The sequence below is a fragment of the Nocardia sp. NPDC047038 genome (assembly GCF_040644075.1).
In the GTDB taxonomy this organism is placed as follows: domain Bacteria; phylum Actinomycetota; class Actinomycetes; order Mycobacteriales; family Mycobacteriaceae; genus Nocardia; species Nocardia sichangensis.
In genome coordinates this window covers 157,273-174,381 of record NZ_JBEYVQ010000011.1, presented here as the reverse complement: position 1 = coordinate 174,381, position 17,109 = coordinate 157,273, and the positions used below count along the sequence as shown (strand labels likewise).

11 protein-coding genes and 1 tRNA gene are annotated in these 17,109 nt (G+C 69.2%); 6 read left to right on the top strand and 6 right to left on the bottom strand.

Annotated features, from left to right (window positions below; genetic code table 11):
* The first annotated feature begins 200 nt into the window (after window positions 1–200).
* From ABZ824_RS29240 to ABZ824_RS29230, 3 genes are all read left to right on the top strand, one after another.
* Window positions 201–1,706, top strand: coding sequence for an amino acid permease (locus ABZ824_RS29240; RefSeq protein ID WP_356966811.1), 1,506 nt, complete (start codon window positions 201–203; stop codon window positions 1,704–1,706).
* A gap of 48 nt (window positions 1,707–1,754) precedes the next feature.
* Window positions 1,755–2,672: a ribonuclease Z gene (locus tag ABZ824_RS29235; RefSeq protein ID WP_356966809.1), complete on the top strand. Its 918-nt coding sequence runs from the start codon at window positions 1,755–1,757 to the stop codon at window positions 2,670–2,672.
* A 231-nt stretch (window positions 2,673–2,903) separates the two neighbouring features.
* Window positions 2,904–2,977 (top strand) — tRNA-Leu (locus tag ABZ824_RS29230).
* A gap of 255 nt (window positions 2,978–3,232) precedes the next feature.
* Here the strand turns inward: ABZ824_RS29230 and ABZ824_RS29225 are convergent.
* Entirely contained in the window at window positions 3,233–4,036 is an 804-nt protein-coding gene (locus ABZ824_RS29225) for an SDR family oxidoreductase (protein WP_356966807.1), read from the bottom strand.
* A gap of 448 nt (window positions 4,037–4,484) precedes the next feature.
* On the opposite strand from ABZ824_RS29225, the gene ABZ824_RS29220 reads away from it, so the two are divergent.
* Window positions 4,485–5,888 carry a three-helix bundle dimerization domain-containing protein gene (locus ABZ824_RS29220; protein ID WP_356966805.1) on the top strand — a complete coding sequence of 468 codons (1,404 nt, stop codon included), beginning with the start codon at window positions 4,485–4,487 and terminating at the stop codon, window positions 5,886–5,888.
* A gap of 104 nt (window positions 5,889–5,992) precedes the next feature.
* A complete protein-coding gene (locus ABZ824_RS29215) occupies window positions 5,993–6,316 on the top strand; it encodes a hypothetical protein (RefSeq protein ID WP_356966803.1) in 324 nt (107 codons plus the stop codon).
* A 6-nt stretch (window positions 6,317–6,322) separates the two neighbouring features.
* Here ABZ824_RS29215 and ABZ824_RS29210 read toward each other — a convergent pair whose 3' ends face one another.
* From ABZ824_RS29210 to ABZ824_RS29190, 5 genes are all read right to left on the bottom strand, one after another.
* Window positions 6,323–12,490 carry an amino acid adenylation domain-containing protein gene (locus ABZ824_RS29210; protein WP_356966801.1) on the bottom strand — a complete coding sequence of 2,056 codons (6,168 nt, stop codon included), beginning with the start codon at window positions 12,488–12,490 and terminating at the stop codon, window positions 6,323–6,325.
* Between the two features lie 150 nt (window positions 12,491–12,640).
* The gene (locus ABZ824_RS29205; RefSeq protein WP_356966799.1) at window positions 12,641–13,192 is read right to left on the bottom strand and encodes a hypothetical protein; all 552 of its coding nucleotides are present in this window, start codon (window positions 13,190–13,192) and stop codon (window positions 12,641–12,643) included.
* Between the two features lie 140 nt (window positions 13,193–13,332).
* Window positions 13,333–13,944 carry a DUF305 domain-containing protein gene (locus tag ABZ824_RS29200; protein ID WP_356966797.1) on the bottom strand — a complete coding sequence of 204 codons (612 nt, stop codon included), beginning with the start codon at window positions 13,942–13,944 and terminating at the stop codon, window positions 13,333–13,335.
* A gap of 87 nt (window positions 13,945–14,031) precedes the next feature.
* Window positions 14,032–14,262 carry a hypothetical protein gene (locus ABZ824_RS29195; RefSeq protein ID WP_355078567.1) on the bottom strand — a complete coding sequence of 77 codons (231 nt, stop codon included), beginning with the start codon at window positions 14,260–14,262 and terminating at the stop codon, window positions 14,032–14,034.
* A gap of 592 nt (window positions 14,263–14,854) precedes the next feature.
* A complete protein-coding gene (locus ABZ824_RS29190) occupies window positions 14,855–15,430 on the bottom strand; it encodes a hypothetical protein (protein WP_355078568.1) in 576 nt (191 codons plus the stop codon).
* A 398-nt stretch (window positions 15,431–15,828) separates the two neighbouring features.
* On the opposite strand from ABZ824_RS29190, the gene ABZ824_RS29185 reads away from it, so the two are divergent.
* The gene (locus ABZ824_RS29185) at window positions 15,829–16,980 is read left to right on the top strand and encodes a methyltransferase (protein WP_355078569.1); all 1,152 of its coding nucleotides are present in this window, start codon (window positions 15,829–15,831) and stop codon (window positions 16,978–16,980) included.
* Window positions 16,981–17,109: the final 129 nt, after the last annotated feature.

The following is a 17,109-nucleotide window of genomic DNA, read 5'->3' as shown; positions in this document are numbered from 1 at the left end:
GTCGGTGTCGGGTAGTTTGGCTCGGTTCTATGACCCAGGTCACGAGTTCGCCTATTTCGGTATCACCGGGACGGTCATGGTGTGTGCGGGGCTGATCGTCGCCGCCATCGCACCGTGGATCAGCAAATTCATGGCAGGCGTGCATTGACTCGCCGTCTGGGTACAGAACACAAGCAATTGGCACGAATTAAGGAGAACGCGTGACGAAACCCGGGCCACAAGCCGATTCGGCGGGTGATGTCTCGTCTCGGTGGGGCGGTCTGTTCCGCACCAAGTCCGTCGAACAGTCGATCCGCGACACCGACGAACCCGACTCGAAACTACGCAAGGATTTGACCGCCTGGGACCTCACCGTCTTCGGCGTGGCCGTCGTGGTCGGCGCGGGCATCTTCACTCTCACCGCGCGCACCGCGGGCACCGTCGCGGGTCCGTCCGTCTCGCTGGCCTTCGTGTTCGCCGCGATCGCCTGCGGGCTGACCGCGCTCTGCTACGCCGAGTTCGCCTCCACGGTGCCGGTGGCGGGCAGTGCCTACACCTACTCCTACGCCACCTTCGGCGAGCTCGTCGCCTGGATCATCGGCTGGGACCTGATCCTGGAGTTCGCGCTCGCCGTGGCGGTGGTGGCCAAGGGTTGGTCGCAATACCTCGGCGAGGTGCTCGGCACCACGTCTCCGATCGCGCACTTCGGCCCGGTGAACTTCGACTGGGGCGCGGTGCTGCTCATCACGGTGCTCGGTGTGCTGCTCGCGACCGGGACCAAGGTGTCCTCGCGGGTGTCGGCGGTCGCCGTCGCCATCAAGCTGGGCGTGATCGCGCTGGTGCTGGTCGTCGGCCTCACGTACTTCAAGTCCTCGAACCTCTCGCCCTACATCCCGCCGTCGCAGCCCGGTGAGCGGGGCGAGGGGCTGCGGCAGTCGCTGTTCTCCTTCCTTACCGGCGCCGGGCACAGCAACTTCGGCTGGTACGGCCTGCTCGCCGCGGCCAGCCTGGTGTTCTTCGCGTTCATCGGCTTCGACGTCGTCGCCACGACGGCGGAGGAGACCCGCAACCCGCAGAAGGCGGTGCCTCGCGGCATCCTGGGCTCGCTGCTCATCGTGACGATCCTGTACGTCGCGGTGTCGCTCGTGCTCACCGGCATGGTGCCCTACACCGAGTTGTCCCATGGCGACGCGACACTGGCCACGGCGTTCGGCATCCACGGGGTGACCTGGGCGAAGAACATCATCTCGATCGGCGCCCTCGCCGGGCTCACCACGGTGGTCATGGTGATGTATCTCGGGCAGACCCGGGTGCTGTTCGCGATGTCGCGTGACGGGCTGATGCCGCGCAAGCTCTCGCACACCGGTAAGAACGGCACGCCGGTGCGGGTCACCGTCATCGTCGGCGTGGCGTGCGCGCTGCTGGCCGGGTTCGTGGATTTCGGCACGCTCGAGGAGATGGTCAACATCGGGACGCTGTTCGCGTTCGTGCTGGTGTCGGTCGGCGTGCTCATCCTGCGGCGCACGCGTCCGGACCTGCCGCGTGGATTCCGGGTTCCGCTGGTGCCGCTGATCCCCGTCCTGGCGGTGCTGGCGTGCGTGTGGCTGATGCTGAATCTCTCGGTGGAGACCTGGCTGCGGTTCCTGGTGTGGATGGTGATCGGGTTCGTCGTCTACTTCGCCTACTCCCGGCACAACTCCGTGCTCCGGAAGGCATCCGTCACCTAGGACGCGGCCGGAGTTCGGGTGTGGGGTGGCGGCGGATAGCCTGACGCCGTGTCGCAGCGTGAGTTGGTTGTTCTCGGGACCGCTAGTCAGGTGCCGACGAAACAGCGAAACCACAACGGGTACCTGCTCCGGTGGGACGACGAGGCGATCCTGTTCGATCCCGGTGAGGGCACGCAACGGCAGATGACCTATGCCGGTGTGACCGTCACCGGGCTCACCCGGATCGCGATCACCCATTTCCACGGCGACCACAGTCTCGGGCTGGCCGGAGTGGTGCAGCGGATCAACCTCGACCGGGTGCCGCATCCGGTCGACGTCTGCTTCCCGGCGTCCGGCGCGGCGTACTACGAGCGCCTGGTCAATGCGACGTCGTACTATCACCGCGCCGAGCTGCGGCCTCGCCCGATCCTCGCCCCAGGTCCCGTCGACCTGCCCGAGGCGGCGTTCACGGTGACGGCGGTGCGGCTCTCCCATCCGGTGGACACCTTCGGCTATCGGCTCAGCGAGCCGCCCGGCCGGCGCATTCTGCCGGACCGCTTGCGCGCCCTGGGATTGCGCGGCCCGATCATCTCCGAACTGCAACAGCGCGGCAGTGTCGAATTCGAGGGGCGCACGATCACTTTGGCGGAGATCAGCGAACCGCGCTCCGGTCAGAGCTTCGCCTTCGTGATGGACACCCGGCTGTGCCCCGGAATCGGGGAGCTGGCCGCCGACGTCGACATGCTCGTCATCGAAGCCACGTTCCTGGACGCCGACGAACACCTGGCCCTCGAATACGGCCATCTCACGGCGGGCCAAGCCGCCCGGGTGGCCGCCGACGCGGGCGTTCGCACCCTGGTGCTCACCCACTTCTCCCAGCGCTACCGCGACCTCGACGAGCACTTGGCCGAAGCGGCGAAGTACTTCTCCGGCGAGATCCACATAGCCACCGACCTCGCCAGGATCCCGCTGCCACCCCGGCGCTGACACTCCGCCGCGAACATCCGACACGCCGAGATGACGCGCGGACGCTAACACCAGCCCGCCGCCACCGATCTAGTTCTCTGGGACGCCTGCCAACCCGGGCTGCGAACAACCGCCACCGGCACCGGTCACCCGACCGCGCCGTCCGGCACCCGGCCACGGCCGACGCCCCGCCACCCCGACAAATTGTCGGAATTCCGGTACAGCCGTACGACTCGGTACGCTGTCCCGGACGCCCCTATAGCCCAATTGGCAGAGGCAGCGGACTTAAAATCCGCCAAGTGTCGGTTCGAGTCCGACTGGGGGCACTCGGGAAGCCGCGGGTGAATTGCTTTCCCCCGCCGCCTTGCGCACCTGTGCCGACGCCCGCGATCCGCACCGCCTCAGCCTGTCCAGGTCCCAATGGCTCAGTGAGAAGAATCGGCACCGGTCGCCGACTGCTACGTGCGGTTCTTGATGTCCGGACCGCTGGAGCGTGAAAACGGCTGACGGACCGTCCTCCGAGTACGGCGACGCGTCGAAAGTCGTTGCGGCGTAGAGAATGACAGCGTAGCTCTGGAAGGTCAGCGTGAGAGTCCGTGGGCGCGGGCGATGATGCGTTCCATGGCGGTGCGGGGGAGGAGGCGGCGGAGGGTGAAGAGGGCGGGGGCGTTGCTGCCTACGGCGTAGAGGGGTTGGGGGCGCGGGGCTTCGATCGCTTTGACGATCGTGGTGGCGACCTTTTCGGGGGTGATGCCCTTGGACTGGTTTTCGTCGAGTTTCGCCATGAAGGTCGTGAAATCGGCGGTGTGGGGGGAGCCGTCGGTGAGGTACTTGGTGCGGCGTTCGCGGAGTCCGGTGTCGATCTGGCCGGGCTCGACGGCGGTGATCCAGACGCCGAAGGGGGATTCCTCGAAGCGGGCGGCGACCGCGAAGCCGCGCAGCGCCGCCTTGGTGGCGACATAGGAGGAGCGGTAGGGCATGGGGAAGCTGGCGAGCATCGACCCGACCATGACGACGCGCCCGTAGCGGCGATCCCGCATGCCGGGCAGCACCGCCTTGGTCAGGGCGATCGGGCCGAGCACATTCAGCTTGAACAGTCGCTCGACGGCGTCGGTGGGCAACTCGGCCAGCGGTCCCGCCTGGCTCTCGCCCGCGTTGTTCACGAGCACGTCGACGTGGTCCAGACCGGCGGCGAAGGCCTCGATCGAAGCCGGATCGGTGAGGTCGAGCGCGCGGTACTCGACCTCGGGCAGCACGGCGTCCGAACCGATGGCGTCGGGATTGCGGCTGGTGCCGATCACCCGATACCCCCGCCCGGCCAGCGCAGCGGCCGTAGCCTTCCCGATTCCGGACGACGCACCGGTGACCACAGCGACGCGAGACATAACGCTCCTTTCGACGGCAACATGCTGACGATATCGTCAGCTCTCGCCCTGTGCTACCAGAAAGTAACTTCGGTGCCGTCGATGTGCTGCGGAGCCGACCGCACGACGAACGCGGCGTCGATGCCCGCCCGGCCCAATGGCGGTGGGAAACGGGAGTACAACACGTGGTGGCGGCTCGGATATTGCCCATTGAATTCTGCATGGCGGGTTCGAGCCCGGACGTGGCGTCGGCGGGCTGTCGTGTGTGCCGCGCTCGCGTGGTTCGCGGGCCTGTGAGCTGGGCGGACGGGTGTGCATGGCGACGTGGGATGCGCACCGGCGCAGTCGAAATCGTTCACCGGAGGGAAGTCGTTCCGGATGTCGGCGGTGGAGGGATGGGGCTAGTGTTGGCCGGCGCGGTGCAGGCCGGAGACGCTGCCGCGTTACCCCCGACGCCGAGGAGATTGTGGTGGTTGTCGATACCGTCCGCGAGGAACAGGCGATCCGTCAGATGACGGAGCGGCTGGTCGAAAACTACACCGAGACTTATTCTCCGGACCATATCGAGAGCGCCGTCGGTGCGGCGCGGCGGAAATTCGAGGGCCGCCCGGTGCGGCAGTTCGTTCCGATTCTGATCGAGCGGTTGGTGCGGCGGGAATTGGAGAAGTCTCCCGAGGCGGAAGTGCAACCCACCGCGGTCCCGATGGACAAGTCGCCGCAGGCCCCCGCCGCCGCTCCCGGGAAATTGTCGGAGATCCGTGAGCTTTTGTCGTCCAAGAAGCGTTTCGCACCGTACGCCGTGGGCGCCGTCGTCGTTCTGACGGTGATCGCCGTGGTTCTCGCCGTGCGGCAACCCGCTCCGGAGGCGCCCGCCGCCGCTCCCGCGCCCGCCGCGGCGCTCACGGTCGTCCACGGTGTGGTCGGCTCGGAGAAGATGCCGTTCTTCTCCGACCCCAAGGTGATCGACGCGCTGGCGCGCAACGGCGTGCGCGTCGAGGTCGAGCCCGCCGGTTCGCGGCAGATCGCCACGTCCATCGATCTCACGAAATTCGATTTCGCCTTCCCGTCCAGCGAACCGGCCGCCGAGCGAATCCAGCGGCAGCGCAACGTGACCGCGAAATACACGCCGTTCTCCTCGCCGATGGCCGTCGCGACGTTCGCGCCGATCACCGAGCTGCTCACCCGGGCGGGAGCGGTGCGCCCCGGCCAGGTGCCGACGCTCGACCTGCGCCGCTACCTCGAGCTGGTGCGCAACGGCACCCGCTGGGACGAACTGCCCGACAACACCGCCTACCCGGTGCGCAAGAACATCCTGATCTCCACCACCGACCCGCGCAGCTCCAACTCCGCGGCCATGTATCTGGCCGCGGCGAGCTACGTCGCGAACAACAACACGATCGTGCAGGGGCAGAACGCCGAGCAGGCCGTCCTCCCCGCGGTGTCGCGCCTTTTCGTGGGCCAGGGTTACACCGAGAACACCACCGAGGGCCCGTTCAACAACTACCTCGCCACGGGTATGGGCCCGACGCCGATGGCCTGGATCTACGAGGCGCAGTACGTCGAGGCGACCGTGCGCGGCCAGATCAAGCCCGAGATGACGCTGCTGTACCCGTCACCGACGGTGTTGTCCCGGCACACGCTGGTGCCGTTCGGCGCGACGGGTGACCGGCTCGGGCGCCTGCTGTCCACCGACCCGGAATTGCAGCGCCTGGCCGCCGAGCACGGCTTCCGCACCAACGACGGCGCCCAGTTCGCGAAGGTCGTCGCCGAACGCAACGTCCCGGTGGCCCCGGACCTGCTGGACGTCGTCGCCACCCCGACCTACGACACCCTGGAGCACCTGCTCGACGGAGTAACCAAGTCCTACAACTGAACACGGGGCGGATCGCCGCTCGCGTTTCGGTGGGGAGTATCCGGGCACCCTTTTCGCATCAGATACCGGAACAACGGCCGGTATCGCGGCGGGAGGAACGACCAGTGACAACGGACGACGGCCCATGGGAGATTCCTCCGATCGATGACGCCCCGGATATCGCGCGCGACTCCGCGCCGCCGCCGGGAGCGACGATGGCCGACACCAGGAACTGGCCGGGGTACGGGTTGCTGCTGGTCGCCGCGGCGGGTGCGATAACCGCGGCGGTGCTCGCCGGCTGGGGGTTCGGCAGGCTCTCGGTCGTGGCCGCGATCATCACGGTCGTCTTCCTGCTGATCGGGGTGGGCCTGATCGTGCTGGAGCAGGTGCGGGCCCGCAGGCACGCCGCACAGCCCGCCGAACGGGCCACCGTGCCGCCGGGGTACTGAGGAGCGTCAATCCCGGGGCAGGAAGCCCGACTCGATGAACTCCCGGACGAAGGTGTCCACCACCGCACGGTCGATCTCCGGGCAGGCCATGCCGGTGTCCGCGAGCGCGGCGCGGGTGTGTTCGTCGGCCCAGTCGAGGTGACCGGCGAGTCCGGCGAAGTCGTGGCTCAGCAGGGCCGCGCGCACCAGCGAATCGTCGCCGAGCGCGTCGCGCCGCCGCGCTTCCCTGGCCAGGCCCGCGCGCACCGTGTCCTCCGGCATCGTCGCCACCGGCAAACCGTGCGCGCGCAGACTGGCGAGGATCTCCCCGACCGCTACCGGGGCCCGATTGACCAGGTGATAGACGGTTTCCGAGCGCGGACGAGCCGAGATCTCCACGATCGCGCCCGCCACATAGCTCACCGGAACCAAGGAAACGGTCGCCTCGCCCACGTCGGGCGCCATGCCGAGCAGCGCGGCGGCTCGCACCATGTTCCACAGCGAATCCTGCGGGCTGTTCACGCCGATGTCCGGGCAACCGCAGATGGTGCTCGGACGGTAGATGGCGATGGGCACACCACGTTCGCCTGCTTGGCGGACCAGTTCCTCGGCGGCCCATTTTGAGGCGAGGTAGCCGTTGCCGGACACCTGCCCCGCGGGTAGGCGGATGTCCTCGGTGACCACCGGCGAATCCGGCGTCGCGGCGACGGCCGCGCCCATGGTGGAGACCAGGTGGAACGGCTTGACCCGCCGCGCCGTCGCCAGCCGCAACAACTCGCGGGTGCCCTCGACGTTGGCCTGCCGTAGCCGGGCATAAGGATCGACGTGATTGACGCGCGCGCCGTTGTGATAGATCACGTCGATGCTGTCGGCCAATCGGTCGTAGTCGGCCGGGTCGAGGCCGAGGCGCGGTGCGGTGAGGTCGCCCGCGACGACGACGATCCGCTCCGCGGCGGTGGTCCCGGAGAGCCGGTAGTGGCTCAGCGCACCGAGGATTCGGTCGATGCCTTCCTCGGCGTCGGCGGCGCGCACCACGCACCACACCCTCGCCTCGGTGCGATCCAGCAGGGCTTGCAGCAGGTGTACGCCGAGAAAGCCGGTCGCGCCGGTCAGCAGGATCTCCTGTGGCGGACCGGTGTGCGCGGGCTCGCATCCGCCGATGCCGATCTCCGGCTCCAGCACGGCGTCGCGTTCCGGCGTCGCCGCGGTGGGGGCGGACCCGCCCGCCAGTCGCGCCGCGAGGCCGCCGACGGTCGGGGTCGCGAGGATCGCCGACATCGGCACGTCGCGGCGGAGCCGCTCCGACAGCCGCTGGTGCAATGTGAACGCGAGTAGTGACGACCCGCCGAGTTCGAAGAAGTCGTCGGCCACCCCGATCGGGGACACGCCGAGCACGTCGGCGAAGACGTCCGCGACCGCGCGCTCCAGTGCGGTGCCGGGCTGCGCACCGGTGCGTGCGGCGAATACCGGCTGGGGTAGCGCGGCGCGGTCGAGCTTCCCGCTGGTGTTCACCGGGAACGCGTCGAGCGCCAGCACCGCCGACGGCACCATGTAACCGGGCAGCACGCGAGCGACCGACTGACGCACGACATCCGGGTCGACCGTGGCCCCCGGCGCCGCGACGACGTAGCCGACCAGCCGGTCCCCGGCATCGGAGCCCTTGACCGCCACCGCGGCCCGGCCCACCGCAGGGTCGGCCAGCAAAGCCGCTTCGATCTCACCGAGTTCGATGCGGTGGCCGCGGACCTTGACCTGGAAATCCGTGCGGCCCAGATAGTCCAGGGTGCCGATGCGGTTCCAGCGCACCAGGTCACCGGTCCGGTACATCCGTTCGCCCGGGTGCAGCGGATCGGCGACGAACCGGGCCGCGGTCAGACCCGGCGCGCCATGGTAACCGCGGGCCAGCTGAATGCCACCGAGGTAGAGCTCGCCCGCCACTCCCACCGGAACCGGCCGCAACCGGTCGTCCAGCACGTGGCAGCGCGAATTCCATTCCGGCACACCGATGGGAACGCCGGCCGCGGTGCGATCGGCGGCCGAGACCGCGTGTCGCGTGATACTCACCGCGGCCTCGGTAGGTCCGTACAGGTTGTGCAACTCGGCCGTGGTCACGTTCGCGAAGGCACGCGCGGTTTCCGGCGGCAGCGCCTCTCCGATGACGAAAACAGCTCGTAGCGAGGACAGTTCGTCCGCCGTTGCCTGCTGGGCGAATACCGTGAGCATCGCGGGAACGAAATCGGTGAGCGTCACCCGGTGCTCGGCGATCAGCCGGGACAGCGCCGCCGGGTCGCGATGCTCGTCCGGTCCGGCCAGCACCATCCGCGCGCCCGCGCGCAGCGGCAGGAAGTAGCCCCACAGGGACACGTCGAAGGTCGCGGGAGTTTTGTGCAGATAGACGTCGGTGGCGTCGACAGCGTATTCCGCCTGCATCCAAGCGAGCTGGTGCACGATCGCCCGATGGCTGATCGCCACGCCCTTGGGGCGGCCGGTCGAGCCGGAGGTGTAGATGAGATAGGCGGGGTGGTCGGCGTGCCACGGTGTCCGGCGCTCGGCGTCGAGCACGGGTTCCGCGCCGAAGCGGTCGAGGTCCAGGGTGTCGATGTCGTAAGCCTCGGCCGCGGTGAAACCGTCCGCCGCGGTGGTCAGCACGCACCGGGGCGCCGCCGATTCGAGCACGTACCGGATGCGCTCGGCCGGGTGGCCCGGGTCGATCGGCACCCAGGCCGCGCCCGCCGCCACGATCGCGTGCAGCGCGACGACCTGCTGGATCGACCGCCGCATCGCCACCGCGACGACGGTCTCCGCACCGACGCCTCGTTCGATCAGCCAGCGAGCCAGCCGCGCGGATCGTTCGAGCAGTCGCGCGTAAGTGAGCGTCTCGGATCCGCAGACCACCGCGATCGCGTCCGGCGTCGCCGCGGCCTGCCGCGCCGTCGCGGCGGTGAGCGGCTCGGCCCGCACGTCGTGCTCGGCTCCGGCGCCCCAGGAGCGGATGCGTTTGTGCTCGACCGGGTCCATGATGTCGATGTCGCCGACCACGGCGTCGGGCTCGGCCGCGACCCGCAGCAGGGTGCGGATGTAGCCGTCGAGGAAGCGCTGCACCGTGTGCTCGTCGAACAGGTCTGTGCTGTAACCGAATCGGATGATGATCTCGCCGGGCTCGCCGTCGTCGTCGCGGATGTCGACCACGCCGATGTGCAGATCGGTTTTCGCCGTGTCGGCGTCCACGTCGAGGAACGACACGCTGGGCCCGGACAGGTCCAGGGTGGCCTGCGTGAAATTCTGGAAAGCGAAGCCGACCTGGTAGAGCGGGTGGCGTCCGGGTGATCGGGTCGGATCGACGGCGTCGACCACGTGCTCGAACGGCACCTCGGAGTGCGCGAAGTTGACCAGATCCCGTTCCCTGGTGCGGTGCAGCAGAGCGGTGAAACTCTCCGCGGGCTCGATCCTGGTCCGGGAGACGGTCGTGTTGACGAACATGCCGACGACATCCGCGAGTGCGGGCTCGGCCCGGTTGGTCATCGGCACGCCGATCGCGATGTCGTAGCTTCCGGACAGGCGGGCCAGCAGCACGGCGAGCGCCGAGCGCATCACCATGAACAGCGTCGATCGGTGGGCGCGTGCGACGGTGAGCAGGTCGCGGTGCAAGGTCGCGGGCACCGTCCGCTGAGTGGCCGAGCCGCGCAGTGTGGCCACCGGCGGGCGCGGCCGGTCGGCGGGCAGGTCGAGTTCGTCGGGCAGACCGGCCAGCTCGCCGGTCCAGTACGCCAGTTGCCGCGACAGCGGTGAATCGGGGTCGTCGCGGGAACCGAGCAGATCCTGCTGCCACAGGGCGTAGTCGGCGTACTGCACATCCGGTGGCAGCCAGGCCGGGGCGGCTCCCGCGCTGCGGGCGGCGTAGGCCAAAGCGACGTCGCGGGCCAGCGGCGCCAGCGAGGATCCGTCGGCGCAGATGTGGTGGAGGGCGCAGACCAGGACGTACTCGGTGGGGGTGCGCAGCAGCCGGACGCGCAGCGGCACCTCGGCCGACACGTCGAACCCGTGCCGCAGGATGGCGCGGACGCGGTCGGGTACCGCGTCGTCGGACAGTTCCTCCACCGCGAAATCGTCGACCACCTGCTCGGTGCCGAGGATGAGTTGCCGCGGTCCGTTCGCGTCGGCGGGATAACTCGTACGCAGCGACTCGTGCCGCTCGACCGTGTCGGCGAATGCCGCGCGCAAGGCGGGAATATCCAGCTCCGACAGCCGCAGCGCGAAGCCGATGTTGTCCACCGAGGACGTCGTGTCGAACTGGTTGCGCAGCCAGAACCGCAGCTGGGCCGGCGACAGCGGGATGCGCTCCGGCCTGGTCCGTGCGCGCAGCACCGGGCGTGCGGTGTCGAATTGCTGCGAGCGGATCGCCTTGGACAAGGTGGCGACCGTCGGATGGTCGAACACCAGCCGGGGTGGGATGCGCAGCCGCCATGTTTCGCTCAGGCGCGCGGCGACCTGCGTCGCCAGCAGCGAGTTGCCGCCCGCCGCGAAGAAATCGGCATCCGCGCTGAACCGCTCTCGGCGCAGCACGCGTGCGAAGACCTCGGCGACCGTTTCCTCACCGAGGTCGACGGCGGGCCGGTAGTCCGGCTCGTCCAGGGCGCGCACGCGCAGCGCGGGCCGATCGGCCTTGCCCGTCGGGGTGCGTGGGATCCGATCCACGACCGTGATCGTGTTGGGCACCATGTACTTCGGCAGCAGCGCGGCCAGCGCGTCGGCCAGCGTGGCGGGGTCAGGGGCATGGCCCGGTTCCGGTTGGACGAAGGCGGCCAGCGTGGTCTCGCCCGCGGCGGTCTTGCGGTCGACGGTCACGGCCAGCCGGACGCCGGGCTGTGTCGACAGGATGGCGTCGATCTCGCCGAGTTCGATCCGGAAACCCCTGACCTTGACCTGGTCGTCGGCCCGGCCGAAATAGTCCAGATGGCCCGAGGTTGTGCGCCGGACGAGGTCGCCGGTGCGGTACATCCGCGAGCCGGGCGGTCCGAACGGATCGGCGAGGAACCGCTGTCCGGTCAGATCCGGGCGTCCGTGGTACCCCCGCGCCACCCCGGGCCCGGACACGTACAGCTCGCCGACGACGCCGACGCCGACCGGGCGCAACCGGTGATCGAGTACCTGGCAGCGCATACCCGGCACAGCCGACCCGATGGTGACCGGTGCGTCCGGTGACAACGGCGGGCTCAGCGTCGCCATGATGGTGGATTCCGTGGGGCCGTAGGCATTCTGGAACAGACGGCCGTCGGCCGCCCAGTGCCGGGGCAACATCGGCGGGCACGGCTCGCCGCCGACCATGACCGAACGCAGGGCGGGCAGTCCGGTCGGCTCGATGGTGGCCAGCGCGGACGGAGTGAGGAAGGCGTGGGTGATCGCCTGCCGTGCGAGCAGTTCCACCAGTGCGGTGCCGCCGTACAGGGTCGGTGGGGCGATCACCAGCGTGGCGGCGGAGCAGATCGCGAGCAGCAACTCCAGCACCGAGGCGTCGAAGCTCGGTGACGCGAAGTGCAGCACCCGCGCGTCTTTGTCCAGCGCCTGCCGCGCGGCCAGTTCGGCGCACAGCGGGGCGAGCCCGGCATGGGTCACGGCGACGCCTTTCGGGCGTCCGGTCGATCCCGATGTGTAGATCACGTAGGCCGCGTGGGTGGCGCGAAGTCGAACGGGGCGTTCGAAATACGCGATCGGGCTCGCGGGATTCGCCGCCACCTGTGCGATCACTTCGGCATCGTCCAGCGCGAGCCAGCGCACCTCGGTGGGTAGTGTCGCCGCGTGGGCGGCCTGGGTCAGGCCCAGCGCGGCACCGCTGTCGATGACCTGGAACTTGATGCGGGACAGGGGAAGCGCCGGATCCACCGGGACGAACGCCGCACCGGACTTCGCGATCGCCCACACCGCGAGCACCGAATCGAGCGAACGCGGCAGCGCCACCGCCACCGCTGTTTCGGGGCCCGCGCCCGCGGCGATCAGCGTGCGGGCCAGCCGCGAGGAGCGCGCGTCGAGGTCGCGGTAGGTGATCTCGCTGTCGCCGCAGACCACGGCGACGCCGTCGGGATTGTGCTCCGCGGCGGCGGCCAGCAGCGCGGCGAACGTCGGCGTGGCCGATTCGGCGGATCTGCGGCGGCGGCCTTTCCGGGCGGGTGGACGAGTATCCCGGATACCGCTGGTCATGTAATCGTCCCGTTCCGCGTGGCAGTAAACGGCCAGATGCTACAGCCGCACGGCGGGATTCCTCAACGATGAGAAGGCGATACCGCTCCGGTCGAACGGCGGCGTGTGCCGCGAGCCGTCGGGCACATGCGTGAGCGCGACCGGTACGGTTCAGCGGGTGCCGTGCCCCTGACAGGCGGTCAGCGCGGTGTTCTTCGTGGCGTTGAACCGGTCGATCGCGGCGTTCAAAGTGTCGGTGTCGGCGCGGCGGGCCAGCGTGTCGGCCAAGGCGTTGGTGTCGTCGCGGTAGGCGCGCAGCGGGGTGGCGATCCCGGACGGCACTTCTCTGGTCACGCTCTGGTCCACCGAGCGCCCGTTGTTCCGCAGCGTCGTGACAGCCGCGTCGGCTTTGCCGTTCGTATCGGGATCGCCGCGGCCTTTCGTGTTGCTTGCATCGATGTAGTCGTTGAACGCGCGTACCGAGCTGCCGTTCGCGGCCAGGAAGGCGTCACAGGCCGACTTGGTGGCGCGTTCGGCGGCGGCGGCCCGTGCCGACGAGGCGGCGGCCGAGGAGGAGGTGACCTCGGAGGCGTACGCGGCCAGGTCGGTCCGGTTGACCTCCGCCGTGCCGGAGATCTGCTGTGCGCAGGCGCCGATGGTCAGCGCGCCCGCAGCGGTGGCCGTCGCGGCCACCAGCAGGCCCGCGCGTTCGAGTCGTCGCATGGTCGGTCCCTCGCTCCCCTCGGAAGTCCGGCCGGGACGGATGAACGGAGCCGGACAATCCGAAGGTACGTCGCGGGGACCCGCCACGCCGAGCCCGCGCCGATAACGATGGCCAACCGATATCGGCGCGGGGGAGCCGTTCAGCTCTGGCCGAGCATGGCTCGCATCTGCGCTATTTCGGCCTGCTGGGCGGCGATGATCCGCTGAGCGAGCGCCTTCGCGTCGGTGCTCTCGCCCTCGGCCAACTCGGTCTGGGCCATGGCGATCGCGCCCGCGTGATGCTCGATCATCATGGTCAGCCATTGACGGTCGAAGTCCGGACCCGATGCCGCGTCCAGCGCCGCCATCTGTTCGGCGGACATCATGCCGGGCATCTCGTGGCCGCCGTGCCCCTCGCTCGGGGTGGGCGCCGGTTGGCCGAAGCTCTGCAAGAGGGTGGTGATCTGCTGCATCTCCGGCGCCTGTGCTTGCTCCACCTGCGTGGCGAGCGCACGCAGCTGCTGGTTGTCGGTGTGCGTCGGCACCAGCCGCGCCATTTCGACAGCTTGGGCGTGATGCGGATACATCATCTGGAGGAACATCACGTCCGCGTTGTTGTGCGCCGCACGGGCGGGTGCGGTCGTGACGGCCGCGGTGGTGGTCGAGGTGCCGTGCTCGGTGGTGTGCCCGGTGTCGGCGTCGCCGCATCCGGCGAGGCTCACCGCGGCCGCCGCGGCGAGAACGAGGGCCGATCGGGTGCGAGTGATGAACATGGGGTCGCTCCTTGCGAAGTGCGAAGTCTGAGGATGGAGTGGACTGCGCCGCCACCGTGGTTCGGACACACGGCGGCGACGGAGTTGTCAGATCCGCAGAATCGCCAGTTCGGCCAAGGTGAGCACGGTCCACGGCGGCGGTCGTGCACGCCGCGCCCGCCAGTGCCGCGGTCGTGCCGCACCGCCGCCGGGGCGATCGAACGCCAATCGGCGGAGCAGCACCAACGCGGCCAACGCGATGGAGGCGGCCAAGATGAACACACAGCCGTGCAGTGCGCTGTGCTCGCCGTCGCACCCGCCGCCCGCGCAGTGGGACATCTTCGCCGCGACGGTCGCGTGCCATGACGCGCCTGAGGTCGCCTCGACGGCTTGAGGCGCAGACGAGTCGCGGGAAGCGACGACCGGTGCGGATGCGCCCGGGGTTGCCCGGACGGCTGGCGGGGTAGACGAGTCGCGGGAAGTGACGGCCGGTGCGGATGCGCCCGGGGTTGCCCGGACGGCTGGCGGGGTAGACGATTCGCGGGAAGCGACCACCGGTGCGGATGCGCCCGGTGTGCCCGATAACTCCTGGCCGCGTTGCCGGTCGTCGCGGTGCGCCCTGTCCTGAGGTCGATCGTGGCCGCTCGGAGCGCCGCCCGAGGATTGCGGTGTCGCGTGTCGATGAGGAAACCCGGGCGCGGCGGCAGCTCGTTCGAGTCCGTCGGCTCCCGCGTCGGAGGCGGCCGCGAGGGTGTGCACGCCGACCGCGTTGGCGTGGCCGAAGACCGCCGAATGCATCGCGACGACCCCGGCGACCAACGCCAGCACCCCTAGGAGCTGGGCGAGCCCGGCGGCGGGAAGTGCGCGGCGGTCGACCACGAGTACCGAGTCTAGCCCCCGCTCTCGATATACCCGTTGGCGGTACCGGTATCTAGGAGCTCGCGACGTCGACGACCAATCGGGTCGGGTTGGACAGCGTGGTGACGGTGAAGGAGGGCCGGTCGGCCCGCACGCCGATGAACGACTGCGTCACGCCCTCGAACACCGTCGTCCGGTAGACGCCCGCGATGCCGGAGACCGCCGCGTCGACGGCCGGGTCCGGGCCCTCGTACGGTGTCACGCCGCTGTCGAACGGGTAAGCCGAGCCCAGGATTCGTACTTCCAGAATCGACCGGCCCGCCACGTCCACCGGATTGCCACTGGCGTCCTGCACCGCCCGGTCGGTGTACCGGACGATCCAACCGGGCGTGCCCGCCCCGCCGAGTTCGTAGACCACGCGATCGAAACCGGGCTGACTTCCCAGCCGCACATCGGTCACCGTGAGCGCGGCGTCGCCGGAAGGCTTGCCCTGCTTCGGTGCGGTGTCCCCGGGGGCCGGGGCCTGCGCTACCTCGACCGACGTGGCGGTGTTCGACGCGGCCGGTGGGCCCGGTGCCGACTCGCCGTCCCCGCAGCCCGCGAGCAGTGCCGTCGCGACCGCGACCATGAGCACCATCCTGTTGCGCATGGCCCGATGCTACTCAGCGAAAGGCCTCGGGCGGCGTAACCGGAGAGCGTTGCGGCGCATTCGCCATCGGCCCGCCGCAAGCCGCGCGGAGGTGCGAACACTCGTGCACCTCGAATGGTCGGCCTGCCGAGCCCGATTAATTGCTATTTGATTGCCATGTTTCATGTCCTGTGTGCGAGAGTCCTGCCGTCGCCGGCGGAGTGAGCGCCGGCGCCGGATCGCCCCTCCGTCGAGCCAGAGAGGATCGGCGGTTGATCGAATGCCGTATTCGCCGATGCGTCCGCGAAACCGCTTGTCCTGACCGGATTCAGCGTGCGGATCGCCGTGCCGGGAATCCAGCGGGATCGATAGGGCGGGGTGGGCGCGACCATGCGGCAACGATCTAGCACACTTGAGGCGTGGGAAATGTCGAGGACGTACTTGGCCGGTTGCGGCGGTATCCGGACGTGGAGGCGCTGAACCTCTACGCCGTCGACGCCGCCGATCGGCTGATCCTCGACGTCGCGGCCGACGCCCTCGCGACTGTGGATAGCGGGAAAGTAGCCATCATCGGTGACGCCTATGGTGCACTGACCCTCGGCGCTATCGCGGGACACGATCTGCGCGACGTCCGGGTACATCAGGACTTGCTCACCGGCGAACTCGCCCTCGCGAACAACGCCCGCGCGGTGGGCTTGTCGGATCGCTACACCGCGCACCCGCTCGGCCCCGAGTTGCTGCGTGATGCCCAGGTGGTCCTGCTTCGCCTGCCCCGGATGCTGGCCGGTCTGGCCGAGGTCGCCGACACGATCGCGCGCTACGCGGATCCGGCGGTCGAGGTGTTCGCGGGCGGGCGGGACAAATATCTGACCAAGTCGATGAACGACGTGCTGGCGCAGTCGTTCTCCGAGGTGCGCGCCAGCCGCGGCAGGCAGAAGTCGCGGACCCTGCTGGTGGCCGGACCCAAACCCGTAGCCGGTCGGCCGTTCCCGGTGCGCGACCGGCTGGACGAACTCGGTCTCGACGTGGTCGCGCACGGCGCGGCATTCTCCGGGGCCCGCCTGGACATCGGCACCAGGTTCCTGCTCGAGCACCTGAGACTGATGAAGCCGGACGCGCGCGACGCCATCGATCTCGGCTGCGGCACCGGCATCCTTGCCGTCGCGCTGGCCAAGGCGCGGCCGGGTATCAAGGTGATCGCCACCGACCAATCCGCCGCCGCGGTCGCCTCGGCGCGGGCCACCACCGAGGCGAACGGGGTCGCCGACCGAGTGTGCGTCGTGCGCGACGACGCCATGTCCTCGGCGGCGGACAACAGCGCCGACCTGGTGCTGTGCAATCCGCCGTTCCATATCGGCGCGGCCGTGCACACCGGATCGGCCATCAAAATGTTCGCCGAGACCGGGCGGGTGTTGCGCCCGGGTGGAGAGCTGTGGACGGTGTACAACTCGCATTTGAACTATCGGGCCGTAGTCGAACGGATGGTGGGCCGGACCGAAGTGATGGGCCGCAACCGGAAATTCACCGTGACTCGGTCGGTGCGTGGTCTGCACGACCCGCGACAAAGGTAGAGTCCGAATTGTCCGGCTCTGTGCGACTCCCCGGGAACTCGCGACGGATGACAAACGTTGGACAGGGCAGTTGGATATCGAGTGAAGCGACTCGATGAACAGCGGCAACGACTCCAGAAAGGGACGCCG

Coding starts and splice junctions, on each gene's coding strand:
- ABZ824_RS29225 (WP_356966807.1), bottom strand. CDS start 4,036: ATGTCTCGCGTCGCTGTGGTCACCGGTGCGTCGTCCGGAATCGGGAAG.
- ABZ824_RS29210 (WP_356966801.1), bottom strand. CDS start 12,490: ATGACCAGCGGTATCCGGGATACTCGTCCACCCGCCCGGAAAGGCCGC.
- ABZ824_RS29205 (WP_356966799.1), bottom strand. CDS start 13,192: ATGCGACGACTCGAACGCGCGGGCCTGCTGGTGGCCGCGACGGCCACC.
- ABZ824_RS29200 (WP_356966797.1), bottom strand. CDS start 13,944: ATGTTCATCACTCGCACCCGATCGGCCCTCGTTCTCGCCGCGGCGGCC.
- ABZ824_RS29195 (WP_355078567.1), bottom strand. CDS start 14,262: ATGTCCCACTGCGCGGGCGGCGGGTGCGACGGCGAGCACAGCGCACTG.
- ABZ824_RS29190 (WP_355078568.1), bottom strand. CDS start 15,430: ATGCGCAACAGGATGGTGCTCATGGTCGCGGTCGCGACGGCACTGCTC.